At 53.8% G+C, this 26,011-nt stretch carries 21 protein-coding genes and 1 pseudogene; 8 read left to right on the top strand and 14 right to left on the bottom strand.

Translation table 11 applies throughout. The annotated features are described in order from the left end of the window. Positions 1 to 310 (top strand): integrase core domain-containing protein (locus CA54_RS28790; RefSeq protein ID WP_146374474.1); only part of this gene is annotated, 310 nt, incomplete at its 5' end. A gap of 241 nt (positions 311 to 551) precedes the next feature. Here the strand turns inward: CA54_RS28790 and CA54_RS28785 are convergent. Beyond that, positions 552 to 1,490 (bottom strand): helix-turn-helix domain-containing protein, encoded by a 939-nt coding sequence (locus tag CA54_RS28785; protein ID WP_146374473.1) that lies wholly within the window; start codon positions 1,488 to 1,490, stop codon positions 552 to 554. A gap of 333 nt (positions 1,491 to 1,823) precedes the next feature. On the opposite strand from CA54_RS28785, the gene CA54_RS28780 reads away from it, so the two are divergent. Both CA54_RS28780 and CA54_RS28775 read left to right on the top strand, forming a co-directional pair. Beyond that, complete coding sequence (locus CA54_RS28780) at positions 1,824 to 4,166, top strand: arylsulfatase (protein ID WP_146374472.1); 2,343 nt, start codon at positions 1,824 to 1,826, stop codon at positions 4,164 to 4,166. 111 nt (positions 4,167 to 4,277) lie between these two features. Then, positions 4,278 to 6,698, top strand: coding sequence for an arylsulfatase (locus CA54_RS28775; RefSeq protein ID WP_231963236.1), 2,421 nt, complete (start codon positions 4,278 to 4,280; stop codon positions 6,696 to 6,698). 988 nt (positions 6,699 to 7,686) lie between these two features. On the opposite strand, the gene CA54_RS28770 is transcribed toward CA54_RS28775, so the two are convergent. After that, positions 7,687 to 7,944, bottom strand: a complete 258-nt coding sequence (locus tag CA54_RS28770) for a hypothetical protein (RefSeq protein ID WP_146374471.1) — start codon at positions 7,942 to 7,944, stop codon at positions 7,687 to 7,689. Between CA54_RS28770 and CA54_RS28765 the strand changes: the two genes are divergently transcribed. The 3 genes from CA54_RS28765 to CA54_RS28755 all read left to right on the top strand — a co-directional run bounded on the left by CA54_RS28765 (position 7,943) and on the right by CA54_RS28755 (position 11,883). Continuing rightward, positions 7,943 to 10,573: a serine/threonine-protein kinase gene (locus tag CA54_RS28765; RefSeq protein WP_146374470.1), complete on the top strand. Its 2,631-nt coding sequence runs from the start codon at positions 7,943 to 7,945 to the stop codon at positions 10,571 to 10,573. The two genes, CA54_RS28770 and CA54_RS28765, sit on opposite strands and share 2 nt — an antisense overlap. A 251-nt stretch (positions 10,574 to 10,824) precedes the next feature. Beyond that, entirely contained in the window at positions 10,825 to 11,118 is a 294-nt protein-coding gene (locus CA54_RS28760; protein WP_146374469.1) for a hypothetical protein, read from the top strand. 60 nt (positions 11,119 to 11,178) lie between these two features. After that, positions 11,179 to 11,883 carry an integrase core domain-containing protein gene (locus CA54_RS28755; RefSeq protein WP_197532956.1) on the top strand — a complete coding sequence of 235 codons (705 nt, stop codon included), beginning with the start codon at positions 11,179 to 11,181 and terminating at the stop codon, positions 11,881 to 11,883. Positions 11,884 to 12,009: 126 nt separating this feature from the next. Here CA54_RS28755 and CA54_RS28750 read toward each other — a convergent pair whose 3' ends face one another. Further along, positions 12,010 to 12,426 carry a PocR ligand-binding domain-containing protein gene (locus tag CA54_RS28750; RefSeq protein WP_146374467.1) on the bottom strand — a complete coding sequence of 139 codons (417 nt, stop codon included), beginning with the start codon at positions 12,424 to 12,426 and terminating at the stop codon, positions 12,010 to 12,012. A gap of 531 nt (positions 12,427 to 12,957) precedes the next feature. Between CA54_RS28750 and CA54_RS28745 the strand changes: the two genes are divergently transcribed. Both CA54_RS28745 and CA54_RS28740 read left to right on the top strand, forming a co-directional pair. Continuing rightward, positions 12,958 to 13,755, top strand: coding sequence for a hypothetical protein (locus CA54_RS28745; protein ID WP_146374466.1), 798 nt, complete (start codon positions 12,958 to 12,960; stop codon positions 13,753 to 13,755). An 892-nt stretch (positions 13,756 to 14,647) separates the two neighbouring features. Continuing rightward, complete coding sequence (locus CA54_RS28740) at positions 14,648 to 14,926, top strand: integrase core domain-containing protein (protein WP_197532955.1); 279 nt, start codon at positions 14,648 to 14,650, stop codon at positions 14,924 to 14,926. Between the two features lie 262 nt (positions 14,927 to 15,188). Here the strand turns inward: CA54_RS28740 and CA54_RS28735 are convergent, their stop codons facing one another. The 11 genes and pseudogenes from CA54_RS28735 to CA54_RS28685 all read right to left on the bottom strand — a co-directional run bounded on the left by CA54_RS28735 (position 15,189) and on the right by CA54_RS28685 (position 25,943). Further along, on the bottom strand, positions 15,189 to 16,514 hold the full coding sequence (locus tag CA54_RS28735) for a carbohydrate porin (RefSeq protein ID WP_146374464.1): 1,326 nt from the start codon (positions 16,512 to 16,514) through the stop codon (positions 15,189 to 15,191). 565 nt (positions 16,515 to 17,079) lie between these two features. Beyond that, a pseudogene (locus CA54_RS28730) lies at positions 17,080 to 17,547 on the bottom strand (phosphomethylpyrimidine synthase ThiC); the annotation flags it as partial. A gap of 97 nt (positions 17,548 to 17,644) precedes the next feature. Next, positions 17,645 to 17,725 (bottom strand): phosphomethylpyrimidine synthase ThiC, encoded by an 81-nt coding sequence (locus CA54_RS28725; RefSeq protein ID WP_261343799.1) that lies wholly within the window; start codon positions 17,723 to 17,725, stop codon positions 17,645 to 17,647. Between the two features lie 278 nt (positions 17,726 to 18,003). Continuing rightward, the gene (locus CA54_RS28720; RefSeq protein WP_146374462.1) at positions 18,004 to 18,453 is read right to left on the bottom strand and encodes an aconitase X swivel domain-containing protein; all 450 of its coding nucleotides are present in this window, start codon (positions 18,451 to 18,453) and stop codon (positions 18,004 to 18,006) included. 166 nt (positions 18,454 to 18,619) lie between these two features. Beyond that, positions 18,620 to 20,077, bottom strand: a complete 1,458-nt coding sequence (locus tag CA54_RS28715; RefSeq protein WP_146374461.1) for an aconitase X — start codon at positions 20,075 to 20,077, stop codon at positions 18,620 to 18,622. Positions 20,078 to 20,162: 85 nt separating this feature from the next. Then, positions 20,163 to 21,500 (bottom strand): SMP-30/gluconolactonase/LRE family protein, encoded by a 1,338-nt coding sequence (locus CA54_RS28710; protein WP_146374460.1) that lies wholly within the window; start codon positions 21,498 to 21,500, stop codon positions 20,163 to 20,165. Between the two features lie 34 nt (positions 21,501 to 21,534). Then, positions 21,535 to 22,305 carry a fumarylacetoacetate hydrolase family protein gene (locus CA54_RS28705; RefSeq protein WP_146374459.1) on the bottom strand — a complete coding sequence of 257 codons (771 nt, stop codon included), beginning with the start codon at positions 22,303 to 22,305 and terminating at the stop codon, positions 21,535 to 21,537. Positions 22,306 to 22,349: 44 nt separating this feature from the next. Next, positions 22,350 to 22,724: a cupin domain-containing protein gene (locus CA54_RS28700; RefSeq protein ID WP_146374458.1), complete on the bottom strand. Its 375-nt coding sequence runs from the start codon at positions 22,722 to 22,724 to the stop codon at positions 22,350 to 22,352. A gap of 89 nt (positions 22,725 to 22,813) precedes the next feature. Beyond that, positions 22,814 to 23,188 carry a cupin domain-containing protein gene (locus CA54_RS28695; RefSeq protein ID WP_146374457.1) on the bottom strand — a complete coding sequence of 125 codons (375 nt, stop codon included), beginning with the start codon at positions 23,186 to 23,188 and terminating at the stop codon, positions 22,814 to 22,816. Between the two features lie 209 nt (positions 23,189 to 23,397). Further along, positions 23,398 to 24,180 carry an SDR family NAD(P)-dependent oxidoreductase gene (locus CA54_RS28690; protein ID WP_146374456.1) on the bottom strand — a complete coding sequence of 261 codons (783 nt, stop codon included), beginning with the start codon at positions 24,178 to 24,180 and terminating at the stop codon, positions 23,398 to 23,400. Between the two features lie 110 nt (positions 24,181 to 24,290). Beyond that, on the bottom strand, positions 24,291 to 25,943 hold the full coding sequence (locus tag CA54_RS28685) for an alpha-keto acid decarboxylase family protein (protein WP_146374455.1): 1,653 nt from the start codon (positions 25,941 to 25,943) through the stop codon (positions 24,291 to 24,293). Between the last annotated feature and the right edge of the window lie 68 nt (positions 25,944 to 26,011).

The following is a 26,011-nucleotide window of genomic DNA, read 5'->3' as shown; positions in this document are numbered from 1 at the left end:
AGCCGAAGGACTGAAGGTCAAGGTCCTGCCGGTCCAGAGCCCGAACCTCAACTCGCGCTGCGAACGGGTCATCCAGAGCATCAAGCAGGAATGCTTGGACAATTTCCTGATGTTTGGCGAGCAGCATCTGAACTACCGCGTCCGTGAATACGTCCGCTACTACAACGATGATCGTGCCCATTCCGCCTGTGGACATCTGCCTCCAACATGCGATGATCCACCCCCCGAGAACAATACGATCGTACTCGATCAGATCGTTCGCCGCGAACGACTCGGCGGCCTTATTCAATGGTACGAACGAGCTGCGTGACTTTTGGCAGACCATTTTATGCGACCCGCGATCTCCCTGCGCCCTTGTCCGGAAAACGAGACGGAATAAAATCATTTTGGCTGCTGGTTACGATCACTTCCGACAACAGTTCCTCCGCGTGTTTTTCTCGCGAACCTCCTTTTGGTGTTCAACTTCCGTCCATCAATGTTTTTGGACCGCGCGCTATTCTGCACCTGGCGTCGCTCGGCCAGCCGGTTTATCAGATTATAAAGCGAGCATGTCAGCGACGGAGTGTCTGTGACGGCAACTCGCCAAAGAGCTCACTGTATCTCGAGGCAAAACGCCCAACGTCCCAAAAACCACACTCGGCCGCAACATCCTGGATGAAAGTTTCTGGATGGGTGGACTGGCGAAGGATTGTTCGAGCTCGATTCAGCCGCATTGACTGAATGAAGCGACGCGGTGGCATTTCAAATCTGGATCGAAACGCCGTCAGCAGTGTTCGTTCGGAAACACTGAGCGATTTTGAGATGGCGGCAACGGAAACTGAACCATCCAACGAGTTTTCGATTATTTCGGCGGCTGTTTTCGCGATGTCTGCGTATCGTTGTGAAAGGGCCGAAAATTTATTCTCGGAGTGCAACTGAATTCCGGCCGACTGATGGCACACTTTGCGTGCGATGGTGAGTATTTCATTGCCAAATAATGATGAGACAAGCGTAGAATTGGAGAGTGATTGTGTGCGATTGATTGCGCGCAAATAGCCCAGCACTGTAGTGCGAAGCTTCTGTGAAAGGTCATGGCAGGAGCGAACTACACTCACCGAGTTAATCAACGTGTCGTGAGAAGCAGCCCCGGAGTCGGTAAGTAACTCAGTTGGAACTCTGAGCGCAAGCCAGCTATTTGCATGGTCGCACGAGAAACAAAACTCCGCTCCAGGTGGTAACACAACGATCGCATTCGGATCGAGGATCATTCCATTAAGAAGTCTAGGAAGACTGTTTAGCTGCATGTACAAACCAAACGCAGAGCGATCAGTTGCGCCTTCCGAAAGCTGCCCGGAGCCCTCCTTGGCCCACTGAACACCAAGCTGACCGACCGTGGTTTGCAGAATCGAATACCGAGGCTCGTCCATGCCCAGTACACGCATCCGCAAATCGACGTGGGCAATGGTTTCGTAGTAGGGTTCGAAATCGGTGAAGAACTTTGCCGAGTTCATCGATGCGTCTCTCTACTAGCTGTTGATTTTCAGTTAAATTTGTGTGAATTCGAATGTGATGAGGCTGATTTGCAGAATCTACGTATCGAGATTCTAGTTGCTCGGGTACCCGCAAAGTCAAGTTGAATTTGTGTGATTTCGAGCGCGACGTGATTGCCTTGCGGAATCTACGTATCGAGATCCGAGTTGCTCGGGTACTCTTAAAGTCAAATTGTCCGTGAAACTCTCATAATGATAGCAGCGCCATTAGCATTATCGCTGCTATTCAAGTACAGAGCATTCCGGGCCAATGAATTCAGACGCACTTGATTTTGCAAACCGGAGACCCGCACTATGTATTTGAGCTTGGTCAGGTTTTTATCTTTCGGCTTGTTCGCTTGCTGGTTAGGTACCCTTAGCGCCCAAGAGGCAGATATCGATCGCGCCCATCTGCCAATCGATGTGAAAGCAGTTGGCGGTAAAGTCGGTCAAACAGCGGACGTATCTGCCCCCCCCAGACTCGTGACGCCGAGAGCTCCCGAAAATGCTCCCAACGTGGTGCTCGTGCTTCTTGACGATGTTGGCTTCGGAGCAGCTGGTACTTTCGGTGGTCCAATCGAGACCCCGGCGATGGACGCATTAGCTACGGAGGGCCTGCGTTACAACCGATTCCATACGACGGCACTTTGCTCGCCATCCCGGGCTGCCCTGCTTACCGGCCGGAACCATCACTCGGTCGGAACCGGCATGGTGGCCGAGTTTGCCACCGCATTCCCAAGCTATAACTCGGTTATTCCAAAGTCGGCTGCGACGATCGCTCAAGTGCTTCAGGGGAACGGGTACAGCACCGCTTGCTACGGGAAATGGCACAACACGCCAGTCTGGGAAGTCAGTCCGGCCGGCCCGTTCGATCGCTGGCCGACGTCACTTGGCTTCGACGAATTCTATGGATTCATGGCAGGTGAAGCGAACCAGTTCTTCCCCGCGTTGTTTCACGGGACCACACCCATTGAGCGACCTGAGCACGTAGAGGACTACCATCTCACCACGGACATCGTCGACCAGAGCCTCCAGTGGATGATGCGTCAGAAGGTCACGAACCCGGATAAACCGTTCTTCGTCTATTTCGCACCAGGAGCCACACACTCACCGCACCATGCACCGAAGGAGTACATCCAGAAGTACCAGGGTAAGTTCAACCAGGGCTGGGATAAGCTGCGCGAGGAAACCTTTGCGCGGCAGAAAAAGTTGAGGGTGATTCCTGCGGATACGAAGCTCACGGCGCGGGATGCATCGATTCCTGCCTGGGATTCACTTTCGGACGATGAGCAAAAGGTTGCCAGTCGATTGATGGAGGTTTACGCAGGATTCCTGGACCACACCGATTACGAAGTCGGTCGACTCGCCGGTGGCATCAAGGAACTCGGTGAGTGGGATAACACGATGTTCATCTACATCGTGGGAGACAACGGTGCGGCCGGTCCTGGTGGCCGCTACGGCGTGTTCAACGCCATGGTCAATTTGAACGGATTACGAGAGGATAAGGGTGTCGTGTTGAAAAAGCTCTACGAGTGTGGCGGCCCCACGGCCAACAGTGACTACGCGACTGGCCATGCATGGGCGATGTGCACTCCGTTTCAGTTCGTGAAACAATTTGCAAGCCACTTTGGTGGAACTCGTAATCCCGTCATCATCACTTGGCCGGACCGTATCAAGGATAAGGGCGGACTGCGAAATCAGTTTCATCACTTGATCGACATCGCTCCAACGATCTACGAATCCGCCGGGATTCCTGCTCCTAGCTCGGTTAATGGCATTGATCAAATGCCTGTCCATGGTGTGGACATGACTTACACGTTTGAAGACAGCGATGCGCCATCGACGCGATCTCGGCAGTACTTTGAAGTGGTGGGTGTACGTGGCGTTTACGACGACGGTTGGGTGGCTTGCACTTACCACAACAAATACTCGTGGCAGGCATCAGAGGTGCCAGACTTTGCCGACGACAGATGGGAGCTGTATCACGTCGAAGAGGACTTCAGTCAGGCAGAGGATTTGGCAGCAAAGTACCCAGAAAAGCTTGCCGAGCTCAAGAAGTTGTTCCTTGAGCAAGCGGACAAGTACGACGTTTTTCCACTTGATGATCGCGGTTTCGCTCGCGTCCTTGAGAGCGGCAGGCCAACTATCGTAGGTGATCGGACCAGTTTCACATTGCGATCAGGCGCGGTGCGAATGCCTGAAGATATGATTCGCACGACCTTCAATAAGTCCTATGAAATTTCCGCTGAGCTCGATATCCCCAAGAAAGGAAAAGTCCAAGGCGTATTGCTGGCTGCCGGCGGATACTTCGGCGGGCTGTCGCTGTACGTCAAGGACGGTCGCCCACAGTTTACGTACAACTACTTCGGATCAAAGCACACCACTATCTCGGCGGATGAAGCCCTACCCAGTGGCAAAGTCAACGTCCGCTACGAATTCGACTACGACGGTGGCGGAATTGGAAAGGGCGGGTCAGCGAAACTATTTGTCAACGACAAGCTCGTTGCTCAAGGGAAGATCCCACAGACGGTTCCGCTTGGATTCTCAGCTGACGAAACGCTGGATGCTGGCGAGGACACTGGCACACCTTCTGGTGAATATGAATGTCCATTTCGCTTTAGCGGGAATTTAAGGAAGGTCACCGTGACAATTGATTAATACCGCCGAATGAGAACAGCATCGTGCACCTGGGCAGAGAGTCTCGCAGCTGCATTGTTCAACAATTCGCTGGCTCATTGTCTTATTAGAATAAAACAGAGGGATTCAACTATGCCTGTATCAACTCAGGTCTGCTCTGGTGCAGTTCTCAATGGCAAATCGGGTAGCCGTATACTCATGTACGTCGTGCTGGCTTTGGTTGCTTTGTCGGGACCGAACATTCAGGCACATGCCCAAGATGCAACTGCACTGAATCATGATCGTGAATCTGGCATTCCGTTGGCGGATCCACCGTTCAAAGGAGTCGTTCGTCAAACCTTCGAAGACTCGACTGCAGATTACCCCCAGCCCATCAAGGCACCTGAAGGTGCTCCCAATGTACTGATCGTCTTGCTTGACGATGTCGGATTCGGCATGTGCAGCACCTTTGGCGGCCCCGTACCGACGCCAAATCTAGACAGGCTTTCTAAGAATAGCCTGATCTACAACCGCTTCCACACAACAGCTCAGTGTTCGCAGACGCGTGCTGCGCTGTTGACCGGACGTAATCATCACAGCGCAGGTACTGGTGCCGTAATTGAAATGAGCACCGGGTTTCCCGGGTACACCGGTATTATCCCTCGCAGCACGGCACTCGTCTCGCAAGTCCTGCGTGATAACGGTTATGCGACGTCAATGTTTGGTAAGTGGCATAACACTCCCGAACGAGAAATTAGCCCAGCGGGCCCTTTCAATCGGTGGCCCACCGGATTGGGGTTCGATTACTTCTACGGATTCAATCAAGGCGAAACAGACCAGTACTACCCCACGCTGTATCGTGGTACGAGTCCCGTTCCCCAGCCGAAGTCACCTGAAGAGGGTTATCACTTCACCGAGGACATCGCCGACGAAGCCATCAGTTGGATTCGCAATGTTCGAGCTGCTGAGCGAGACAAGCCCTGGTTCTGCTACTTCAGCACTGGCGCCGTGCACGCACCGCATCACGCTCCGAAAGAATGGATTGAAAAGTTTAAAGGCAAGTTCGATTACGGTTGGGATGACCAGCGAGAGAGAACCCATCGCAATCAGCTTGAAATGGGAATTATCCCCAAAGGCACCGGCCTCACACCCCGCCCCAAAGAGATCCCTTCCTGGGAAAGTCGATCAGCAGATGAAAAGGTTGCGTACGCGCGCCTGATGGAAAACTACGCCGCCTTCATGGCCCACACCGATCATCACGTCGGCCGGCTGATCAACAGCATCGACGAATCTGGCGAGCTTGATAACACCCTCGTGCTCTACATTGTTGGCGACAATGGAGCAAGCTCCGAGGGCAATCTGGAAGGTACCTTCATCGATCTCGCCAGCATGATAGGCATCAATCTGGGGCTGGAAAGCATCCTCAGCCGGATAGACGAGATTGGCGGGCCGAATAGTCATCCGCATGTGCCCGTTGGCTGGGCTTGGGCAATGTGTTCTCCTTTCCAGTGGACGAAAGCTGTCCCAAGCCATTTCGGCGGAACTCGCAACCCTCTTCTTGTCCACTGGCCTGCGAGAGTCAAAGGGAACGGCGAAATCCGGCAACAGTTTCACCACGTAATCGACGTTGCTCCGACCATCCTTGAATCATGCAATATACCGGCGCCCAAACAGGTCAATGGAATCGAGCAAAAGCCAATCGCTGGCGTGTCGATGGCTTATTCGTTCGATAATGCGAATGCGCCCGGCCGACGAACAACCCAGTATTTTGAAATCTTGGGGAGCCGAGGAATCTATAACGACGGCTGGTTTGCCAGCGCTCGCTGTGGAATCCCGTGGGAAACCGGCAACCGATCACTCGATGAACTCGAGAATGCTACCTGGGAACTCTATAACATTGACCAGGACTACAGCCAGTCAAACGACCTTGCCTTTAAGAATTCTGGCAAACTCGAGGAACTCAAAGCTCTATTCCTGAAAGAGGCGGTGAAATACGACGTATTGCCGCTTGATCCGCGATTCGCAGAACGAATGAATCCTCAGTTACGCATGTCCGGCAAGCCACCCACATCTTGGACCTATTTTGGAAACACCGTTTGGCTACCCGAACCCATTGGCCCACAGCTGTTCCCTCGTCCGCACGCGATCACGGCAAATGTTGAGATTCCAGAAGGTGGCGCGCACGGTGTGATTACTTGTGCGGGTGCTTCGTTGGCGGGCTGGTCGCTTTACATTCAAGACAAGAAACTACAATTCCGCTACCAGTGTCTGGGCATTGGAAACACGAGCGTTGCGGGCACAGTCGAGATTCCTGTCGGCAATGTAACACTAAGGACTGAGTTCAGTCCGGATGGTTCGAAGGAAGGCGGCGGCACGCTCAAACTGTTCGTTAATGACGAACCTGCTGGCGAAGGGAAACTGAAGCGGACACTCTTCCGTCACAGCCTAGAGCCATTCGAGGTCGGTCGTGACTCAATGACACCAGTTGACCCAGGGTACAAATCGAAAGGCAGTTTCGCGTTCACCGGAAAAATCGACCATGTGAAGTTTGAGTTGACGACCAGTCAAGAATGAGCAACGACGGTTGACCCAATGTGCAGGATTGCCTGGCATCCACTCACCGAATTTCACTGTAAACACCCAAGAGCGAAATTACATGTTACCGATTTTGTACACGCTATAAAACCAATTAATCGAGCGATACAGGGCATATCGTTTTTTGAGTTTTAGCAATTTGTAGCGGAATCGGCGCTGAGCTGTCCGGTCAAGATGGCGCGGTGGCCGCTAAGTTGAAAGTGCCGAACTTGGAATACTGAATGTCCTGTCGAGCGATATCCATGCTCATGATACTCGACAAGGGCGCCAATGGGGCGTCGCGCATCGGGGTCCAGCCCGGCTATCAGTTCAGTAGAAAATGACGGTTCATCCTTATGCTGCGTCATACCGCGACGTGTCGCTAATTCCGCCGATTGAGGATAGGCCAATATCGGGGCGTGAACGGTTACTCGTCGAGCCAACTCCAGAAACCCGATCATACCCTTTCACGTCGCAGGGGCCCTGCATCACCCCCTGGCCGTGGTAAGATCCGGTCGAGCCCCAGCGAAAGACATGGGACGGAGGCCGTGCGCGACACGGATCGACCGTTGTGGCCGCGACCGTCAACCACCGGCAGAATTGCGCGTTTCGTAATCGACGACTATGCCTCCCAAACAGCGCTGGATGTTCCCCCTCCCCGTGCCAAACCCTCTTCGTCACCATGCTCTTTGGACCTGTTTTTTAAGCCCAGTTGAAGCAAGGGTTTATGAAAGCTCGAGTCCGTCACGGTGGCTCGAAACGTAACCAACCCTCTTCGAACTATTTCGCAATGGGTTAACAGCCCGTGCGACGTTTTATAGATGGGATTGGGGTAGGAATTACCGTCCGGAGGTGGTTACTGCACTAATCTGGCTCCGAGTGAACTTCCCCACTTGAGTTGCGCCATTTGATGCGAAAGAATTCCAGTTAGCTGAAGCCTGGAAAGGATTCTCAATCATGAAGCAGAACCGGCACACCGTGCAGCAGATTATTGCCGTGCACGCTTGATTTGAATACCTGCCAAATTGAAATCACAAATTTGGCTCGCTACCATGATTTTCGCGGACAATTCTTCTAGAACTTGTTGAGACGAAACTCCTTTTAACGCACAACTTTCGAAGGTCACTTGAGGGAAACCGTGCGTCACTTTCGTTTCCGCTGCCAGCTTTGCACCACGCAAACGATCACATCGCATTCGCTGCTCTTGAGATTTATCGTTAGCAATATCATCGGGAATTGTGATCATGGCGGAACCAAACGAGAACATAGACTTGACCAGAGCACAACGCATCGAACAATTCTGCCGGGAATTTGAGGAGAGTTTGCGAAGAGGTGAGAATCGTCGTATCGAAGACTTTTTGAGTCAGGTGGGGCCCGAGGATACGCATTTGGTCTTGCTCAGGCTACTGGAGTTGGAATTCGAGTACCGATCAAAGTTTAGTGACGTTCCTCAGCCAGAGTCTTATCTGGAACGGTTTTCGGATTATGCCGAAATCGTCAAGGAGGCCTTTGACCGTCATCTGGATACGGTCGCCACCGATCCCAACGGCATAGCTGCCAAATCGACGCTTTCAATAGCTGCAGCCGACGCCAGCAATACTGTGAATACCGGACCTAAGGTCTTTAATAATTATGTACTGCTCAAAGAGATCGCGCGCGGTGGAATGGGCGTCGTCTTTCAAGCTCGCGAACAGGGATTGGATAGGATCGTCGCCCTGAAAATGATTCTTGCGGGCGAAATGGCCGCACCGGAAGAGATCGCGCGGTTTTATACTGAAGCTCGTGCCGCCGCCCTGTTAACCCACCCCCATATCGTGCCGATTTTTGAGGTCGGCGAGCACGAGGGGCAACATTTTTATTCGATGGGATTTATCGAAGGTGAAAGTCTGGCCATCCGTATCAGGCGTGGTGTATTCACCTCAGAAGAAGCTGCCGTTTTAATGTGTACGGTTACTGAAGCGGTCGCCTATGCCCACTCCCAAGGAATCATCCATCGCGATCTAAAACCTGCGAATATTTTGTTGAATCAAACCGGCGTACCTAAAGTCACCGATTTCGGATTGGCGAAGCGGGTAGAAGAAGACAGCGGATTGACTGCAACTGGTCAAATCCTGGGGACCCCCAGTTACATGCCTCCCGAGCAAGCGGTCGGTAACATGGCGTCCGTGGGACCGGCTGCCGATGTTTATTCACTGGGCGCGGTCCTCTATCACCTGCTGACGGGACGGCCTCCGTTTCAAGCAGCATCTGTGGCCGTTACGTTAAGTCAGGTTTTAGAGCAAGAACCAATTCCACCACGGACGCTAGACCCGTCCATCAACCGGGATGTTGAAACGATCTGTTTGAAGTGTCTGGAAAAAGAGTCAAGCCACCGATACGAATCGGCCGAGGAATTGGCCGCGGAATTCAAACGCTTCCTGTCTGGCCAGCCGATTCTGGCAAGACCGATCAGCCAAACGGCTCGCGCGTGGCGGTGGTGTCGCAACAATCCTGTCGTCGCGGGTCTCTTGATAGCGGTCGTGACGTCATTGTTTTTGGGAATCGGCATCTCTTCATTTTTTGCGATACTGGCCGAAAGACGCGCTGAATCCGCGATCAAGAACAAGCAGGTTGCCACCCAACAAACCCAACTAGCCCTCGATACAATCACCTCGATTATTTTTGACATCAACGCGCAACTCCGCGAAGTTCCAGAAGCAGGAGAACAACGTCGCAGCATTCTGACGAAAGCAATCGAGAACCTCGATTCGGTATCGCAAGGATTCGAAAACGCAACGGAAGTGACTTCGAACCGTGCTGGAGCTCTGCTCAATCTGGGCGACATCTACTCGCGTCTCGGCGACGAACGTGGCGAGAATGCTTCCGCCCGATCCTTCGAGCTTTTCCAACAGTCGGTTAACCAGTTTCGACAGATCGTGGACGTAGATGGGGGCCGTGACCCTGAGTCGCTCTGGATGTATTCAATCGCACTGCAACGCGTCGCTTCCGACTTGGTTGACACCGGAAGATTAATTGAAGCCGAGCCCTATCTTGAACGCTGTGCCGAGCTGCGCGAGGAGTTAGCCACTGCGCACCCGCAAGAATCTCGCTATACCACGGGCGTCATACATATTTTGTATGAATGGGGCGACTTTTGGAAAACCCGCAACGTAGCGAACAAAGCAGTCGACGCACATTCCGACGGACTGAAGAGAGCAGAAAAGTTGGTCAAGAAGCATCCTGATGACCGAGAAATCAACTCCCTCTTCGTGGTAGGACTCGATAGTTTGGGACAAGATTATTACGTACGGAAGAAATTCGACGAGAGCTCAACATATTTGCAACAGGCTGGTGAGACATATCAACAGCTGATGAAAAAATATCCACGCTTCAAGGAGTTCCCGTTTCATTTGTCGATCAACCGTGAGTACTTGGGGAATCTTTATTATGATCAAGGGAACCTTCCGGCTGCGGAAAAGGCCTTCCAAGAATCGTTGTTTTTCATCAACTGCGCCATTGAGATTGATTCGCTCGATACGAAAATTCAAAAGAGCGCAGCGTATTCATACGACAATCTTTGCCAGCTCTACAAAAAACAGAATCGCCAAGACGATCTAATCCAGTCCATGCAGGCAAGAATTGCGATTCGCCGCAAACAAGCCGTTCTGGATCTTGCAGACTCTGAACTGTTCAAACTGACGCTGAAAAATTATCGAGAGCTCGGCACGCTTTATGAGACACGCAAAGAATTCGACAAAGCCATAACTCTGTATGGGGATGGAAAATCATTTCTCGAGTCAATTGAGATTTCACTGCCGCAGGTTCATAATCAAATTCGTTTCTTTAAATCGCGGATCGAGCATTGCCAAAAACGGCTGGCCGATGAGTCTGCGTAGTCGCCTCAAGAATGACCGGAATGACCGACGAACTGGGCGTACCCTCTGCCTTCCAAACCCTCTGCCTTCCAAACCCTCTGCCTTCCAAACCCTCTGCCTTCCAAACCCTCTGCCTTCCAAACCCTCTGCCTTCCAAACCCTCTGCGTGTAAATAGATATTTGACCGACGCCGCGACCTAAAGCATCGGTCGAGCATACGTTAAGCATCAGAGGGGCAAGGTGGGCAATGCGAAATCACAGGCAGGCACAGGATGTCCCGGCTGTTTCACCCGCTGTTGCTGCTCATTGCCAACGCCTCTGAACACCGACTGGCCAAGCACGCCCTATATCTGAAGGAAGAGCTGGCAATTCTGCGCGCCCGCGTCCCTGGCAAAAGTCACACGAAACCGGAGGAACGTGCCCGATTGCTCAAATTCGGCAAACCGCTCGGCAAGGACATCGACCGGTTGATCAGCATCGTCACGCCAATCACATTCCATCGCTGGGTCCGGAAAGAGCGACGCGGCTACAAGCCGGCCAAACCGGGGCGACCCCGAAAACGATAAGTACTCCGCGAACTGGTCCGCAAGATCGCCCGTGAAACCGGCGTCGGCTACACGCGCATCTTGGGCGAGTTGCGGCGGCTCGGCATCAACCGCATCTGCCGACAAACGGTCCGCAACATCCTCAAAGAGGAGGGGATCGACACCTCGCCCAACCGGTCTCAAGGTTCTTGGGAGCAGTTCATCAAGATCCACGCCAAGACCCTCTGGGCCTGTGACTTTTTCACAAAACATGTCATCACGCCAAGAGGGCTTGTGAACTATTTCCTGTTGGTCTTCATCAATGTCGAGACCCGCGATATCTTCGTCAGCAACTCCACGGCGCACCCCGATTCCGCATGGGTAACACAGCAGGCCCGCAACTTTCTCATGCAAACGGCCGGTCGCGACGAAAAGCCAGCCTGCCTGATTCGCGATCGCGACACGAAATCCACAGCACAATCCGACGATGTACTAAAAGCCGAAGGTGTAAAGATCAAAGTCCTGCCGGTACAAAGCCCGAACTTTAATTCTCGCTGCGAGCGGGTCATTCAGAGTATCAAGCAGGAATGCCTGGACAATTTCTTGGTCTTCGGCGAGCAGCATCTGAACTACCTTGTCCGTGAATACGTCCGCCACTACAACGATGATCGAGCCCACTCTGCCTGTGGACATTTATCGCCCTCATGCACTGATCCGCCACCGGAGAACAACACCATCGTTCTCGATGATATTGTTCGCCGCGAACGACTGGGGGGATTGATTCAATGGTGCGAACCAGCTGCGTGATTTCATCATCGCCCACGTCTACGCGGCTGCGCTCGCCTTGCGCACTTACCGTAACAAATCCCCAATTTGCAATAGCAACTGTGGCTGGATACCATGATTTCCACTGACAGTTCTGCCAATCAATTTTCAGTGGAACCTCGTTTCGTCGTTCAACTTCCGTTCATCATTGTTTTTGAAGCGAGCGTCAGTATTTTTCGGCTGCGAGTCTTTCCACCAAACAGCTGCGCGGCGATTGTCCCACGGTTCGTCGAGGGAGATGGACGCTAGGCTTTGTTCGAGATCAAAGGCGGTAAGCGGCCGTTTCGCCGGATCCTTTTCCAGGCAGCGAAGCACGACTTCCTCGAACTCGTCGAGTAAGTCTGATCTGTAATCTGATAACGGCTTGGGCGGTTGAAGCACGTGCTTCATCAGAAGTGGCATGAGAAGAATCTGGCCGACGAAGACATTGGCGACATGCTTGCCCTCAAGCACGATGGGCGATGCGCAATCATAGAGTCCGTTCTTGCAGGCATAGATTGAGAACGCCTCGCCCGCCGCCAGCATACCCAGAAGCAAAGGGGGACAACTTCTGGAGGTAAGAAAATATGGCCAATCCTAAAGATCTGGAACTGGCCATGCGCTACGCGTACGAACAGGGACTGGCGAAACGCCTCGACAGTTCTCGTCCGACCGTTGCGGCCATCAGGTCAGTAACTTGTTGCTAGGAACGCGACGCGCGTTTCTGAAGGCATCTCCGACCTTGTTGCAAAAATGGACATTTTAGAGCCGCATTTCTGAGCCGGGACATTCACTACCGATGTCGCAGGACTGCCGTGGTTTGCGGGCCGTTTTCGCTCCGTCATTATCTGCACGGCGCGGCAATATTTGTTGGGCTTTTCATGCTGGGGGAGAACCCCAAGTTCTTTAACTCTCTCTGGAACGGGCGTAGCGTGCCAAATTGAGAGCCGCGAGAAGGCAATCCGAATGTGGGTTCGTGTATACTGTCTCGATTACGCGGCCTCATCTCACGACAACGCAGCCGTCACCGACGAGAGCTACGGATACGGCTAGAGCCTGAAAGAGATACAGAAATCCATGACACTCAATTCCTCCACCCTGCACAGTCTCCGCAGAGTTTTCCAGCAGGGTTTTGTCGTTCATGACATCGCCGAGCCGCTTATCTCCTTTGACGATTCCACATCGTCAGAAAAAGTCCAAGCGTTCATGAAAGCTAAGAGATTCGAGATTGTGGGCATTCGCAAAGAAGGGCGTGTAGAAGGTTATGTGGAGCTGGCTGACCTCGGTACTGGCGTATGCGCAAACCATATTCAGCCTTTCGACGAAGCGCAGGTTGTACTGGACTCAACAGCGCTGGCCGATCTCGTATTGCAACTTAAAGACAAACGTCGTCTTTTTGTTTCAATACTCGGACGCGTCGGCGGCATCGTCAGTCGCACCGACCTTCAAAAGCCTCCCGTTCGGATGTGGCTCTTCGGAATGGTGACGCTGATAGAGATGCGGTTCAGCCGATTGATCGAACAGTACTATCCTGACGAAAAATGGAAGCCGTTTCTTTCAGAAGGACGGATCCAGAAGACTGAGGAACTTCTTGTGGAACGCATCCGACGCAACCAGGATCTCTCCTTATTGGATTGCCTGCAATTGACCGATAAAGCACAAATCATCGCCCGCAGTAAGGAATTGCGTAACTTGACCAAATTTCAATCGAGGCGGCAATTGGATGATGCGGCTAAGATGTTGGGGAAGCTGAGGGACAACCTGGCGCATTCTCAAGACATCATTACCGGCGATTGGGATATCATCGTTGCTCTCTCGGAAAGTCTCGATGCGGTACTGGAAGGACCGCCTGGATTAGAGGACGGAGATGTGTGACGGAGATGTGTCGGTGCTCGGGAGTGGTGTCCAACTAATTGTGCCTTGGTTTTACAACGACTAGTTCGCATCACGGCCTCAACCGGCGGCTGCGTTGTCGCGATCGGAGCGAGTTGCGACACTCGATTCGCAGTTGTGCCGGGTGATGTAAGTCATTGTCAATTCATGGCTTCAGGATGTTTGTGGGTTTACTTTTGCCGTCGTAGCGTTGCGACGCGACAGTAACGCTCAGTACACTTTCCACCAAGCAATTGAGAAAAACCAACTTCGACTGATTCGCAAGGAAAGACCACAAGCGTGAGGCTGAACGAGCAGTAAATCAAACAGGTAATTCTGCACCCCAACCCCGAAATCCGCGTCAAGGCGATCAGCTACTTCGTGGACGCCTACAGCGATGTTCCATCGGTGATGCCGCTTGTTATTGAAACCGTTGAGAATCATGGCAGGGAATCGGCTCTGTTCCGAACGCTGGAACGTGCCGACACTTTGGCCCAGTCGCCGCCGACCATCGATTGGCTGATCGGGGAGCTGTGTTTGGACTGTGTCCGGAGCGACAAGAAGTTGGACAACAATCTGCTCTCGGTAGCGTTGGTCCTGTGCAATGCCGAACCGATTCTGATCGTCAGGCGGCGGGATGAGATTATTTCTGCCTCCGGCTTTCATGAAAAACTTATCCCCATGTTTGACCAACGCCTCGAATTTCACAGAGAGCAGACTGGCGCGAGTGTTGGGAAAAATTGGTCGAATTCTGCAACGCTCATGCGGAGTACGAGTCATTTACTCTCGCTACGACGCGCACTGTAAATGACATCGTTGATGCCCTGGACCGATAGCTAGCGCATGACGCCGACGCCTGATACGCATGTGATGACCAAAGGTCAAGGTCCTGCCGGTGCAAATCCCCAACTTGAATTCCCACTGCGAACGAGTCATCCAAAGCATCAAGCAGGAATATTTGCATAATATCCTGGTGTTTGGCAAGCGGTATCTCAATTGCCCCGTTCGCAAATATGTCCGTTACTACAATGATCAGCGAGCACACGCAGCCTGTGGGCATCTGCCGCCTTCAAACGCTGATCCACCACCAGAGAACAACACAATTTCACTCGATGATCTCATCCGCCGCGAACGACTGGGCGGTTTAGTTCAATGGTACGAACGTGCTGTGTGAATTCATAAATGCACATGTCTTAGCGGCTGCGCTCACTTTGCGTTTCCTTCTTGAATAACCATCAATTTGAAATCGCAACTGCTGCTTGCAGACATTCCCTTCACGGCAGTTCTGCCCTGAGAATTTCACGCGAACCTTCTTTTAGCGTTTGACTTCCGTCCGTCACTATTTTTGGACCGCGCGGAATACCCCACTCAGTTCGCGACGAAATAATTCTCGTCGTATTGAACCGAGTTTATGGTCCGTAACTGCGCGCATTGGCCTACAGCAGCAGTTGCGCCCGCAGGCCAAACACGACTGCCGTGTCGTTGAACCGCACCGAAGGCTCCACGATCTGCAGGTCGGCGGTCAGATGGAACCATGGCGTTATTGTTGCGTTATAGTAAAGTTCACCCCCTTGCAGGTCGTTGACATCGAACTGCCGTTGTAGCGTCTTGAATTGTCCGCTGAGGCCGCTGTAGAAATAACCGACGCCCATCGTATCTTTATCGCGGCCGCGGATCAGGCCTTGAGCTTGCAAGGCCACGTTGCCAGTCCAGCGGTAGGGGTTGGTGTTTTCGTCAGCCAATCCCCATTGGCTCAGCAGACCCACATTGCGATTGAGGTTGCATGGATCAATCCAAATCTTTTGCTCGGCCACATACATCAAGAACCATGAACCGCTTTGTGGGCCAGCGACAATTCCCTGACCGGGAATGAACGCCCAATCGAGCCGGTCCAAGGAAGAATAATTACCGCTGGCCCACGTCCCTCCGAACAGGTGGGAGCCAGGCAGTTCGTTGAATTCGGTGAAAAACCGCCATAAACCGAGAACGATCGCTCCGTTGTCGAAAAGCCTGTCAAAGCCACTGGTCGTTGTCGAGTTGTTCGAGTCGTAGACGAGCAGTGCGCCCTGGATTTGTTTGTCTTTCATCCGCATGACTCCGCCTCCCAGCGTCGAAAGCGGAAACGTCTTAGTGAACGACATGGGGAGGATCATCGAAGCATTCATAAACCCCGTTACACCTCGACCGGTTTGCGGGTAGACCATATTCCACAAGTCGACCGCATTAAACTTACCGAACGCGACCGCCCATTCCTCGCTTAACGCCTGTTGAAACAACAGGCCGGTAATCGCAGTCTCGTTATTCAGTGACGGATAAAGCAGATTCGTATTCACAGGTACCAATGGTGCCGCGTCCAGGATCACGTCCTCACCATATCGTGTTTCGGCGTGCATGATAGCTGTGAAGCCCTCATCGAGGCCGAGCTTGCCTCCTTCGAAGATCACGAACTGATCGACCTTGCCGCCGTTGTCGAAGGTCTGCTGATTCCCGCCGCTGGCAACACCCTGATAGAAGTTCGTCAACGAGGCGTTGTACAGAATGCCGCTCTCAGCCAAACCGGACCGGGCGCCCCCCAGGTCACCCAGCATGTTTGGGGACGTCAGCCAATCAGCGCAGGGATTGGTGGCATTACTGCAGAAGTAGTTTCCCTGTGCAGCATCACACGCAGGTGCTAACGACTGCTGCGCGAAACTCGACGCTGTGTTCAACCAAATGCAACACGTGACAATCAATCCCAGTAAATACCGCACCGACTTGTGCATTGCATCCTCCTTATGGCCTTCCCTCGGTATTAGTACCAGTGTAAGTGAGAGAATCCGGGTTCAATCGTTCGGGTGGGTTCAGAGGGGCGTCGCGAAGCCCGGAAGAATACAGCTGGACGCGTAGGCGATGGGGGGAGCTGATAGTCCAATGCACTGTTCCGACATATCATCCTCGCCGAATCAAGTCGCCGGCATGAGGATGCTCAATAAGAGTGCGCTAAGGACAAGTCGCTTCACCGGGCAACTCCATTTGGCGAAAACTCACGAAGGCTTGTCGTGCGTGTGCGCACTTCAATCATTATTATCGGTAAAAAAAGTACAGCTGCTGAATTTAGCGCGGAACGATCCGTGCAAAGAGTTAGTTTAGAAGAGCGAATGTTAGGATTAGGGCGACTTTAACGCGCCCTTCCGCCTAACTTTTGGATGCTACAAGGCACAAGTTTGTGTGCCTGCCGTTGATTTGGCATTTTTAGCTGGAATTGTGGCCTGTGTCGACGAATTTCAATGCCAGATTGCTGATGGTCCTGCACTAGTGACCAAAATAATTGTGCGATAGCAAAGCTAGCTAGTCCGGCGTGGGCAGCTCCACCAGCTTCTTCTTCTGGGCGATCTTGCGGATGTCCTCGGTGATTTTCATCGAGCAGTACTTGGGTCCGCACATGCTGCAAAAGTGAGTGCTCTTGAAGGTGTCCAGCGGTAACGTTTCGTCGTGAAACCGCTGAGCTGTTTCAGGATCAATCGACAGCCAGAACTGCTCGTTCCATTCGAATTCAAAGTGAGCTTTCGATAACGCATGGTTACGGTTCTGAGTACCCTGGCGTCCTCGAGCGACATTCGAGGCATGTGCCGAGATCTTGTAGGCGATCGTACCTTGTTTCACGCTTTCAGCGTTCGGTAGTTCAAGATGTTCCTTCGGCGTCAAGTAACAGAGCATCACCGTTCCTTGCCAGCCGGCCATTACAGCACCAATCGCCCTGGTGATGTGGTCGTAGCCGGGCGCGATGTCGGTCACGAGCGGCCCGAGAACATCAAAGCGTGTCGTGATTTCCGTCACTTCCAGTTACGAAGTCTTGAGAAGATGCAAAGTGAGTGGATGATCGTCTGCCTCACGCACAACCTGCTGAAAGCATTTAATCGGTGACCAGTGGTCCAAGTACATAAAATGGCGCACCGTGACAGAGCCGACGCTGCAGCTTCATATTGAATTCAATTTGGTCAAGGAAGAATAGGTCAATGCGCCAAGACGTCCAACCGCGAGTTGCGGGGCGGCCGAGAAACTATCTGGAGTCGTTCCGGCCTTAGCGCTGCTGGGGTTGGTTGCATGGATTGAAGGCAGAAATACTTTAACTTTTGCTACGTGATCCACACTCATTCCTGGTTCCTGTCCGACTGAATCAAACGAAATCGTCTACAAGCTCGTAATAACTCCCAATGTTGCAGATCCACAACCCGACTCAAGACGAAGCCTGTGCAATTTGGGGTATGTTTCTCATCCGACCTCAACAGTGCCGTCCTCATGAATGGAAATCGGATCACCGGATTTGACCGTGTTGAGGAACTCGTCCCCGAGTTGGTCGATCGTGATCACATTGTGTTCATTCCAGACATTATCGATGATCAGTCCGGCAACCGAGACGGAATCGACGTGCTGAGCGTACAACATCGCCTTGGGGCCTAGACCCATGGAGCCAACTCCCATCAACGAGGCCCCACCCATCGTGGAGCCTACACCCGTTGGAAAACAGAGGATCTGGCCGGCCAGGTTTTTACCGGCCCACTCCTTGTTAACCACATCCGTGCAGGGAGCGGTCTTTGTATTGCCACCGAAAAGGTTTTCCATGTAGCTGGCGCTCACGTTGAACGGGTGTTTGGAAGCCAGCGCCTTTCCCTCGAGATTGCCAGGAATCAGAGGACGTCCTTTGAATGTTTTTTTCGCCATTAAAATTCTCCGAGTCGAATTACTTTTGTTTGATAATGTTTGTTGTTGTGATTTCTTATTCACCCTCCCACTTGTGGGAGTGTCGGACGCGGTAGCTGCCGGGGAGGGTCTTGTCGCCTTCTCCGGGCCTGAGAGCCCGACTCTCCCAGAGGGAGAGTGATTTCAACTACGCTCCCTCCGGGATTTTGCCCGACACGATGGTCTCAATGAGTGGTTCGTCCTTCAGGTACTGTGCGAAGCCATAGTAGTTTCGTGTCTTGGCCGAGTTCGTAACAGCGAACATATCTTCAGAGAAATCTTTCATGCCCACGTAACTCAGGGAGCACATATTACTGAACCTCATATCGGCGGCGGTCATCTTCCCGACCAACTCCGGGTGCTCCTTGACGAGGCGGTCCCGCACGACATTCGCGCAGAGCAGCCTGGTCGGGATGGCGGGCTTTTCCAAGCCTTTCTTCTCGATCGCCTCAGTCACCCACGTTCCCCAATCGAGGATTTCCTTGTAGGTGTTGTGAGGACAACCAATGATCGCGACCGTTGGATCTTTCGGACGATCGGGGAAGTCGGTCGGGTAAGTGGCCAGGACCCGGGCCTGCTCCTTGTCGTCGAAGACGTAGGTCTGGTACCCTTCCTTCAAGAGATTGCGTCCCTTCTCCTTGGCGTCGGGCGTGATGTTCTCCACGTGATAGAGACCAACCGCGCCGCTGGATGCGGTAGCGCTTCCCATCTTTTTCAACAGGTGCATGTTGTCGTTGCTGACTTCGGTGCCCAAGTATTTGTCAATGCCCGTGATGAAGGGGTTGGCGTCGACCACCTTGAGGCCGATGGCTGTGCCGAGCACGCCCCAATCCGGCTCTTTGGTGGTCTTCACATCGACAAGCCAGGTGGACATGCGGCCCTCGTCGGTCATCAGTCCGAACAGCGGCGCCTTGCCGAGCAGGGCACAGAGCAATTCCATGCCGGAGGCGTTGCGGTTGGTCCGCAGTCCGAGGGCAGAATTGCCATAGTTTACCGCGGACGATTCGGCCCACGCGACGTAGGTTCCCGGGGGCGGCCTATTGCCCACCTCGTCTACGTAGCAGGCACAGCTGCGAAGGTTCAGATCCGGAGCACCGAGTTGCACGTGCACCCAGTCGAGCTCTCGCTGCACTGCGTAAAGCTCGTAGATGACCTTCAGGTCCTTTGCGTTGTTGTTGACGTTGTAGACGTCGTAGCACCGCGGATTGACGGTGTAAGGGGCGTAAGCCTTGAGGCCCGCGTCCGCACATTTCTGGAACATATCAATGATCGGCATGAGGTAGTCTTGCCCGGTGAACAGCGAGCTATGCGGCGCGCCGCCGAGATCGACGAGTTTCTCAGCGTTGAAGGCATTGCCATGGGCGACAACGATCTTCATCACCTTGGCCAGCTCCTCGCCCTGCTTGCCGTCCATGATGTCCTGCTCCTCCTGGGTGAGCGGCATCTGGTAGGGCGCCAGCGGATCACCCTTCTTCGGCTTGCTGCTGCGGTCACTAAATCCCAATTTGTGGTTCCCGTCCGCATCTGTGGCGCCCATATCGGAATGACCAATCTTCCCAGCATAATCGAGAAGGTCGGTTTTCCGTTTAGTAGATGTTCCGCTCATTTTCTATTTCTCCTCTTATTTGATTCTTAATAATGATATCGCACGTGGAATGCTTCACGTTGCACTACGGAAGATTCGGTGACGGTCAGTCCACCGGATTGTCGATCCGGTGAAGTCCCGGTGTCTTGTCGCTGTAGTTTGCCACGTACAGGCCCGACTTTCCGGGAGTAATCGCGGCGATGGCGTTGACGCGGGTCTGGAAGTGCTCCGTATACCATAGAGGAGTCGAAGCATCTGGGCTGAGCAGTAAGAGACTCGTGATCGGAGGCATGCTGAGCAACGGCAGATGCTGCATCAGAAAGGACTTGACCTCTGGATTGGCATGGACCCAAGGAAGCTGCGGACCATGGTTGGTAATGATCGTAACCCAGATCCGACCCTTCGAATCGCGGCGCATCCCGTCGACCAGCCCCGGCAGATCTTTCCAGATCACCTCACTCTCACCCGCCTTTGGGCCGGCGAGGTGGACGCGGTGGATTTGATAGCGCGCGTTGTCGGTCAGCAGGACAGTCTCTTCGATCCCGCTGCTATCGCCGTCCATCAGGATGCCGTCGGTGAATGTGTAGCCGTTTGCGACGAGCCCCACCGTCTGATCCTCCGCATCATACATCCAGAGGCGTCCGGTCGTACTCAGCGTGACCACTGGGGGAAGGCAGGCGGCGCCACCCATTGTCGCGCCGTCGGCCACGTACGACTCGGTGAAGTACATCCGCTTGCCGTCCGCGCTGACGGCGACGTCGTTGCAGATCGAGAGCAATCGGCTATTTGAGTCGTCGAGCGAATCCACGCGGACGCGTTCCTGTTTCGCCGTAGCAAAGACGGTCGGTTTCGACACGTCCGCCGAGTTCGGCACGCGGGTCACCAGCGGGGTCAGTTCCTTGGTGGCGAGGTCTAGAGTGTACAATCCAACCTTCTCGCTCTTTGGATAATCACCCCCGTCCGGGTAGTTTCCCCGATCACTGCGCGAGCACGAAAGAGCGACCTTGGTCTTTTCTCCGTGGATCCGATGGATGCCGGCAGCCATAACGGGGACATCGACGAAGTGTTCCGCCTTTTCTTTTTTCAGATCGACTTTCCAGAGCCATCCATCCCGCCCGGTGACATAGGCAAGTCCGAGATCTTCCTCCAGCAGGACGTCGTCGTACCCATCAATTTCCGGAGTGATCGTCTTTACAGTATCGTAAATGAAATCGCCATCGGTCTTGACGTCGAGAATGGACTGGGGAATTGGGCCAACGATGAATTTTGGCGGAATCTGCTCGGCATCTGCCGCATTCTTGCTAGTGTCCGAGTTCGCGGTGGCGTCAACGTTCGCACCGTTGACAGCGACTGGTTGCTGAGAGCATCCCAACCCGATGGCAGTTACGACCATCAATCCAGCGAGACTGAATAGCGACAAACTGTCTCGTCTCATTCTTAACATTCTGATTCTCCTGTGTTTTATGTGGACGGGCCAATCATCCCGCAAAGCAATTAACTAAACTCCCCAACCCTGAAATACGGATTTCGATCTGCTGGCCTGGCTTCATGAAACAGGTCCCCACCGAGGTACCGCATGCGATCACATCACCCGGATAGAGCGTCAGCTCACGCGCGATCTGCCAGACGGCATCGCGCGGTGAGAAGATCATGTCACTGACCGGGTAGTCCTGTTTTTTCTCACCATCCAGAAAGGCCTGAACCTGTAATTCGTCCGGTTCGATCCCCCGCACGATGCACGGGCCAATTGGGCCGAATCCGGGATAGCTCTTGGCCCGTGTCCACTGGGGGAATTCCTTATTCTCGAATAATGGTTCTGCAGCTGTCACGTCGTTCACGCACGTGTAGCCAAAGATGTAATCATCGATTGCATCTCGCGAAGGTTGGAAACACTCGCGACCGATGACCACACCCAATTCGGCTTCGAATAGGACCTTGTCTCCGAACCCTTTCGGAGCCGGGATGTCGCCCTGGTATCGGTTCAGACAATCTGGCAGTTTCGTAAAGTAAAGCGGCGACAACGGAAGCTGGTTGCCGCCGTGCACCATGGCCTCATGCAAGTTGTTCCAAAGACCAAGGAACTGCCGTGGTTCAACGGGCGCGAGCCATTCGGCTTCTGCCACGTCCACTTCTCGACCCGTGGGCACGGGATTGGCGAATAGGTCTCCTTCGTGGATCAGGATGTGCTCGTCCTGACGCAAACCAAGATGAGGTGATCCATCAACAAGAATGCGGCACCAGGATTTCATATCAGCCCTTGTCTCCAATGTCTCGTTTCCGTGTCCAGGCGACGCTACTCGTCGGCAGGCATTTGCACTTGAGCCTTCAGTGCGGTCTCGTCCCCGACAGTTTTGCTGCGATGCCCTTTGCCCGTTGTGTCTTCAACGATGGTGACGTCACCTGGTCCGAAGTGTCGAACAGTGCCATCGCTTACCTCAATTTCTGATTGGCCGGCAAGATAGAATAAAACCGATCGCCCTGGCTCTCGGTGCCAATCACCCTCCCAACCAGGAGGCAGCGATAAAAACGCCCATTGCGTGGCAGCGCTAAATCCTGACAGTTGGACGGGAGGGGCCGGAGGGGCAAAATTCACCTCGGTTAATTCAATCTCCAGATCTTCGAAATGGGTTTCTCCATCTGAACCCGTGTAAATGCGGACGTATTGCACCCAAGCTACTCCCTAAAAAAAGACATATTCACGCGGCGATAGATTGCTTCGGGCGAACCGGTTCAATGGGCGCCATCGTCCAGGCGACGCTATTCATCGTCACCCATTTGCACGCAAGCCTGAAGTGCAGTCTCGTCCCCGACTGTTCGGCTGCGATGCCCTTTTCCCGTCGTATCTTCAACGATGGCGACGTCGCCTGATACGAAGCGTCGAACCGTGCCATCGCCGACCTCAATATCGACCTCGCCGACAAGATAGAAGAATGTCTGTCGCTTCGGTGTTGGATGCCAATCACCCACCCAGCCCGGAGGTATCGCAAAAAACATCCATTGCTTGGCAGCGGTGAATGCCGACAATTGGACGGGAGGGGCCGGAGGCGCAAAATTCACCTCAGCTAATTCAACCTCCAGATCTTCGAAATGGGTTTCTCCATCTGAACCCGTGTAAATGCGGACGTATTGCATCGTAGCTACTCTCCGAATAGCGACATATTCACGTGGCGACAATTGGCGTCGGGCGAACGAAGCCAATGGGCGTCATCTGCGATTGGTGTCGGCAAGGTATTGGAAAACAGGTCGCCCTCATGGATCAGGACCTGCTCGCCCTGGCGCAAGCCAGGACAAGCTGTCCCATCAAACGATATGCGGCACCACAATTCCAGGTCGGCCCCGCTTCAGTCCCCGTTCCAGCCCCCGCTCAGGTTCACGAACTGCGCCGTGTAGTAGTTGCACCCGCCATCGAGCAGTGAGGCGGCCATGTGCGCCATCTCAGTGGGCTGGCCCAGGCGGCCCATGGGGATCGGCTTGCATGCCTCGGCCAGTGCTTCGGGGTTGTTCACGCCGAGGGTGTTCCGATAGCCGGGATAATCACAGAACATAGTGCCCATGCCGTTGAGGCAGACCTGATGCGGCGCGATGTCGAGTGCGGTGGCGTTGATCAGGTACTTCGCAGCGGCACGGGTCGCGCCGTAGGCGGGGACACCGGGGAAGTTCTTCGCGCCGGTGGCGCTGACTTCAATGAGGACGTTTCCCGATTTCTGCGCAACGAGGGGCGGAATGACTGCCTGCAACGCGTACTGCGTCGAGAGCAGGTTGCCATTGACGTTGTCCATCATCTCCTCTTTGGTGATCTTGTCCCAGGGGCCGGCGCTGTGGATGCCCGGGCGAATGAACGCCGCATCGTACCCGCCGAAGACATCTATCGCGCGGTCGACCAGCTTCTGCACGGCGCCAGCCGCGTTGACGTCCGGGATATCAACCACCTCGACCTTCCCGCCCATTTCCTTGAGCTCGGCGACCAGGTTGGGTGCGGACGTCTCGGCACCTTCGATGACGACATTGGGATCACTGATCACGAGGTCGTGACCACGCTCGGCCAACGCCCGGGCCACCCACGGTCCGATGTGTTGCGCCGTATCTGTGATGAGTGCGACGCGACGTTTTCTGGTTTCAGCCATTTTAATAGCCTTTCGTTGAATACTGAGTTGCTGATAAAAAAGAAGCGCTTTGGTTGTTTAGTGCCTTGCCGGCCCAAAAAGGCCTCGGCCCGCATAGCCCGCCAATTATCCTAAATGCCATAGAATTCGTACTGCCTACTACCCATAAGCTTGAGTCCCGCCGGATAGTCGTGCTTTTGGCCAACCATCTCGATGTAAGAGGCCGTGTCTGCCGCCTCCGCCTTCTGCATCGCCGCTTCGAGCTCAGCGTTGGTCTTTACCTTGGCCGTGAACCAATCTTTGCAGCCTAATGCTGCCGGCAGAGTGTGATAGTCCCATGGCGCCAGGTCGTTGTAGACCCAGTCTGGGTACTCCTCTAGCACTCGTTCGACCCCATAGCCTGAGTTGTTGAGGACGAAGATCACTGGCTTGACACCGTGGCGTCCGTAGTTACCGATCTCGTTGGCGGTCAGTTGGTGCGAACCCTCACCGGTGATCAGGACGGTGCGACGAGACCGGTCAGCAACCGCCGTCCCCAGAGCAGTGCCTGTCGCCCAGCCGATAGAGCCCCACAACGTCTGGTTGTGGTAGACCGCGTTTTCAGGCATAAGCAGACCGCCGGTCGCGACAGCGCTGGTGCCGGTCTCGGCCACGAGGATGTCATTAGGCTTTAGAAATCGCTGATAACGGCCGACGAGCGACTCCTGTGTGATCGGATCATCCGGCCCACCGACCAACTCAGCTGGTGCCGGCCGTTGGAGCTTCACATCGGTGAACTTCTTCACCTTGGCGGCAAGCTGAACGAACATGTCCCGCATGCGAACATTGCTGTAAATGCGGCCGTCAACTTGGGTGTAATCAATACCGATCGTGATCATCTTGGCGGGATCAATATTGTCCGCAAACGCCGCCGTGGAGATGTCGGTGAACAGGACTCCACCAGCATTGATCACGACATCGCACCCTTCGACCGCTTCGAAGACGTTGGGAGGCGAGAACTTGCCAGCGTAACCGCCGATATAGTTAGGATGCCCTTCGGAGAGCGCCGCTTTGTCCATAGCAGTGGTAGCGAAGGGGAGACCACTGGCTTCAATCAGAGCCGTCACCTCGGCCTGAAGTCCGAAACGCGACACGGTGAAGGCCGGCAAAATGCAACCCGTGTTTGCAGCCTCGATTTTGTTGAGTGCGGCGTCCAGGGCAGCTTTGAGTTCGCCCGCATCACTTTTTGGCTCGGGAAAGGGTTCCAGCGCGGGACCAGTAATGGGTCTGGTGGCAAGATCCTCCGCTACGACGATATACGCCGGCTGCCGGTTGGCCAGCGCCGCGGCGATGACTCGTTCCATTTCATAGACGCAATTGTCCGGTGTCAGGATTGCATGCACACATGCCGACTGGGCAGAGATATTAATGAAGTTCTGAAACACACCATCGCCAAACGTATGGTGTACGTGCTTTCGCAGTTGCTGATGTCGCATGCTGGACATGCCGACCAGATGAAAAATGGTCGACCGCTCCGCCTTGGCTCCCATCACCCCGCACAACGCACTCAGCTCGCCGACCGCATAGGTCGTATTGAGCATCGAGACGCCTCGAATGCGAGCATAGCCGTCGGCGGCGTAAGATGCATTCAGTTCGTTCGAGCAGCCACGCCACTCGATCGATTCGTTCGAGGCAATCGCGTCGTTGATCGGGAATGCGTAGTCACCTGGAAGACCAAAACAATCGGTGATACCTAGCTTGGAGAGCCGATTAACGGCATATTCAACTACGGTAGGTTGAGACATAGAATCGTCGTCCTTTTTACTGAATTAGTAATTATGCACAACCAAATCCTGGGAAGGGCAGGCACCAC

Origin of the sequence: Symmachiella macrocystis (assembly GCF_007860075.1) — a bacterium.
In the GTDB taxonomy this organism is placed as follows: domain Bacteria; phylum Planctomycetota; class Planctomycetia; order Planctomycetales; family Planctomycetaceae; genus Symmachiella; species Symmachiella macrocystis.
Note: the sequence above shows the minus strand (reverse complement) of the source record. Positions and strands in the feature narration are given on the sequence as shown.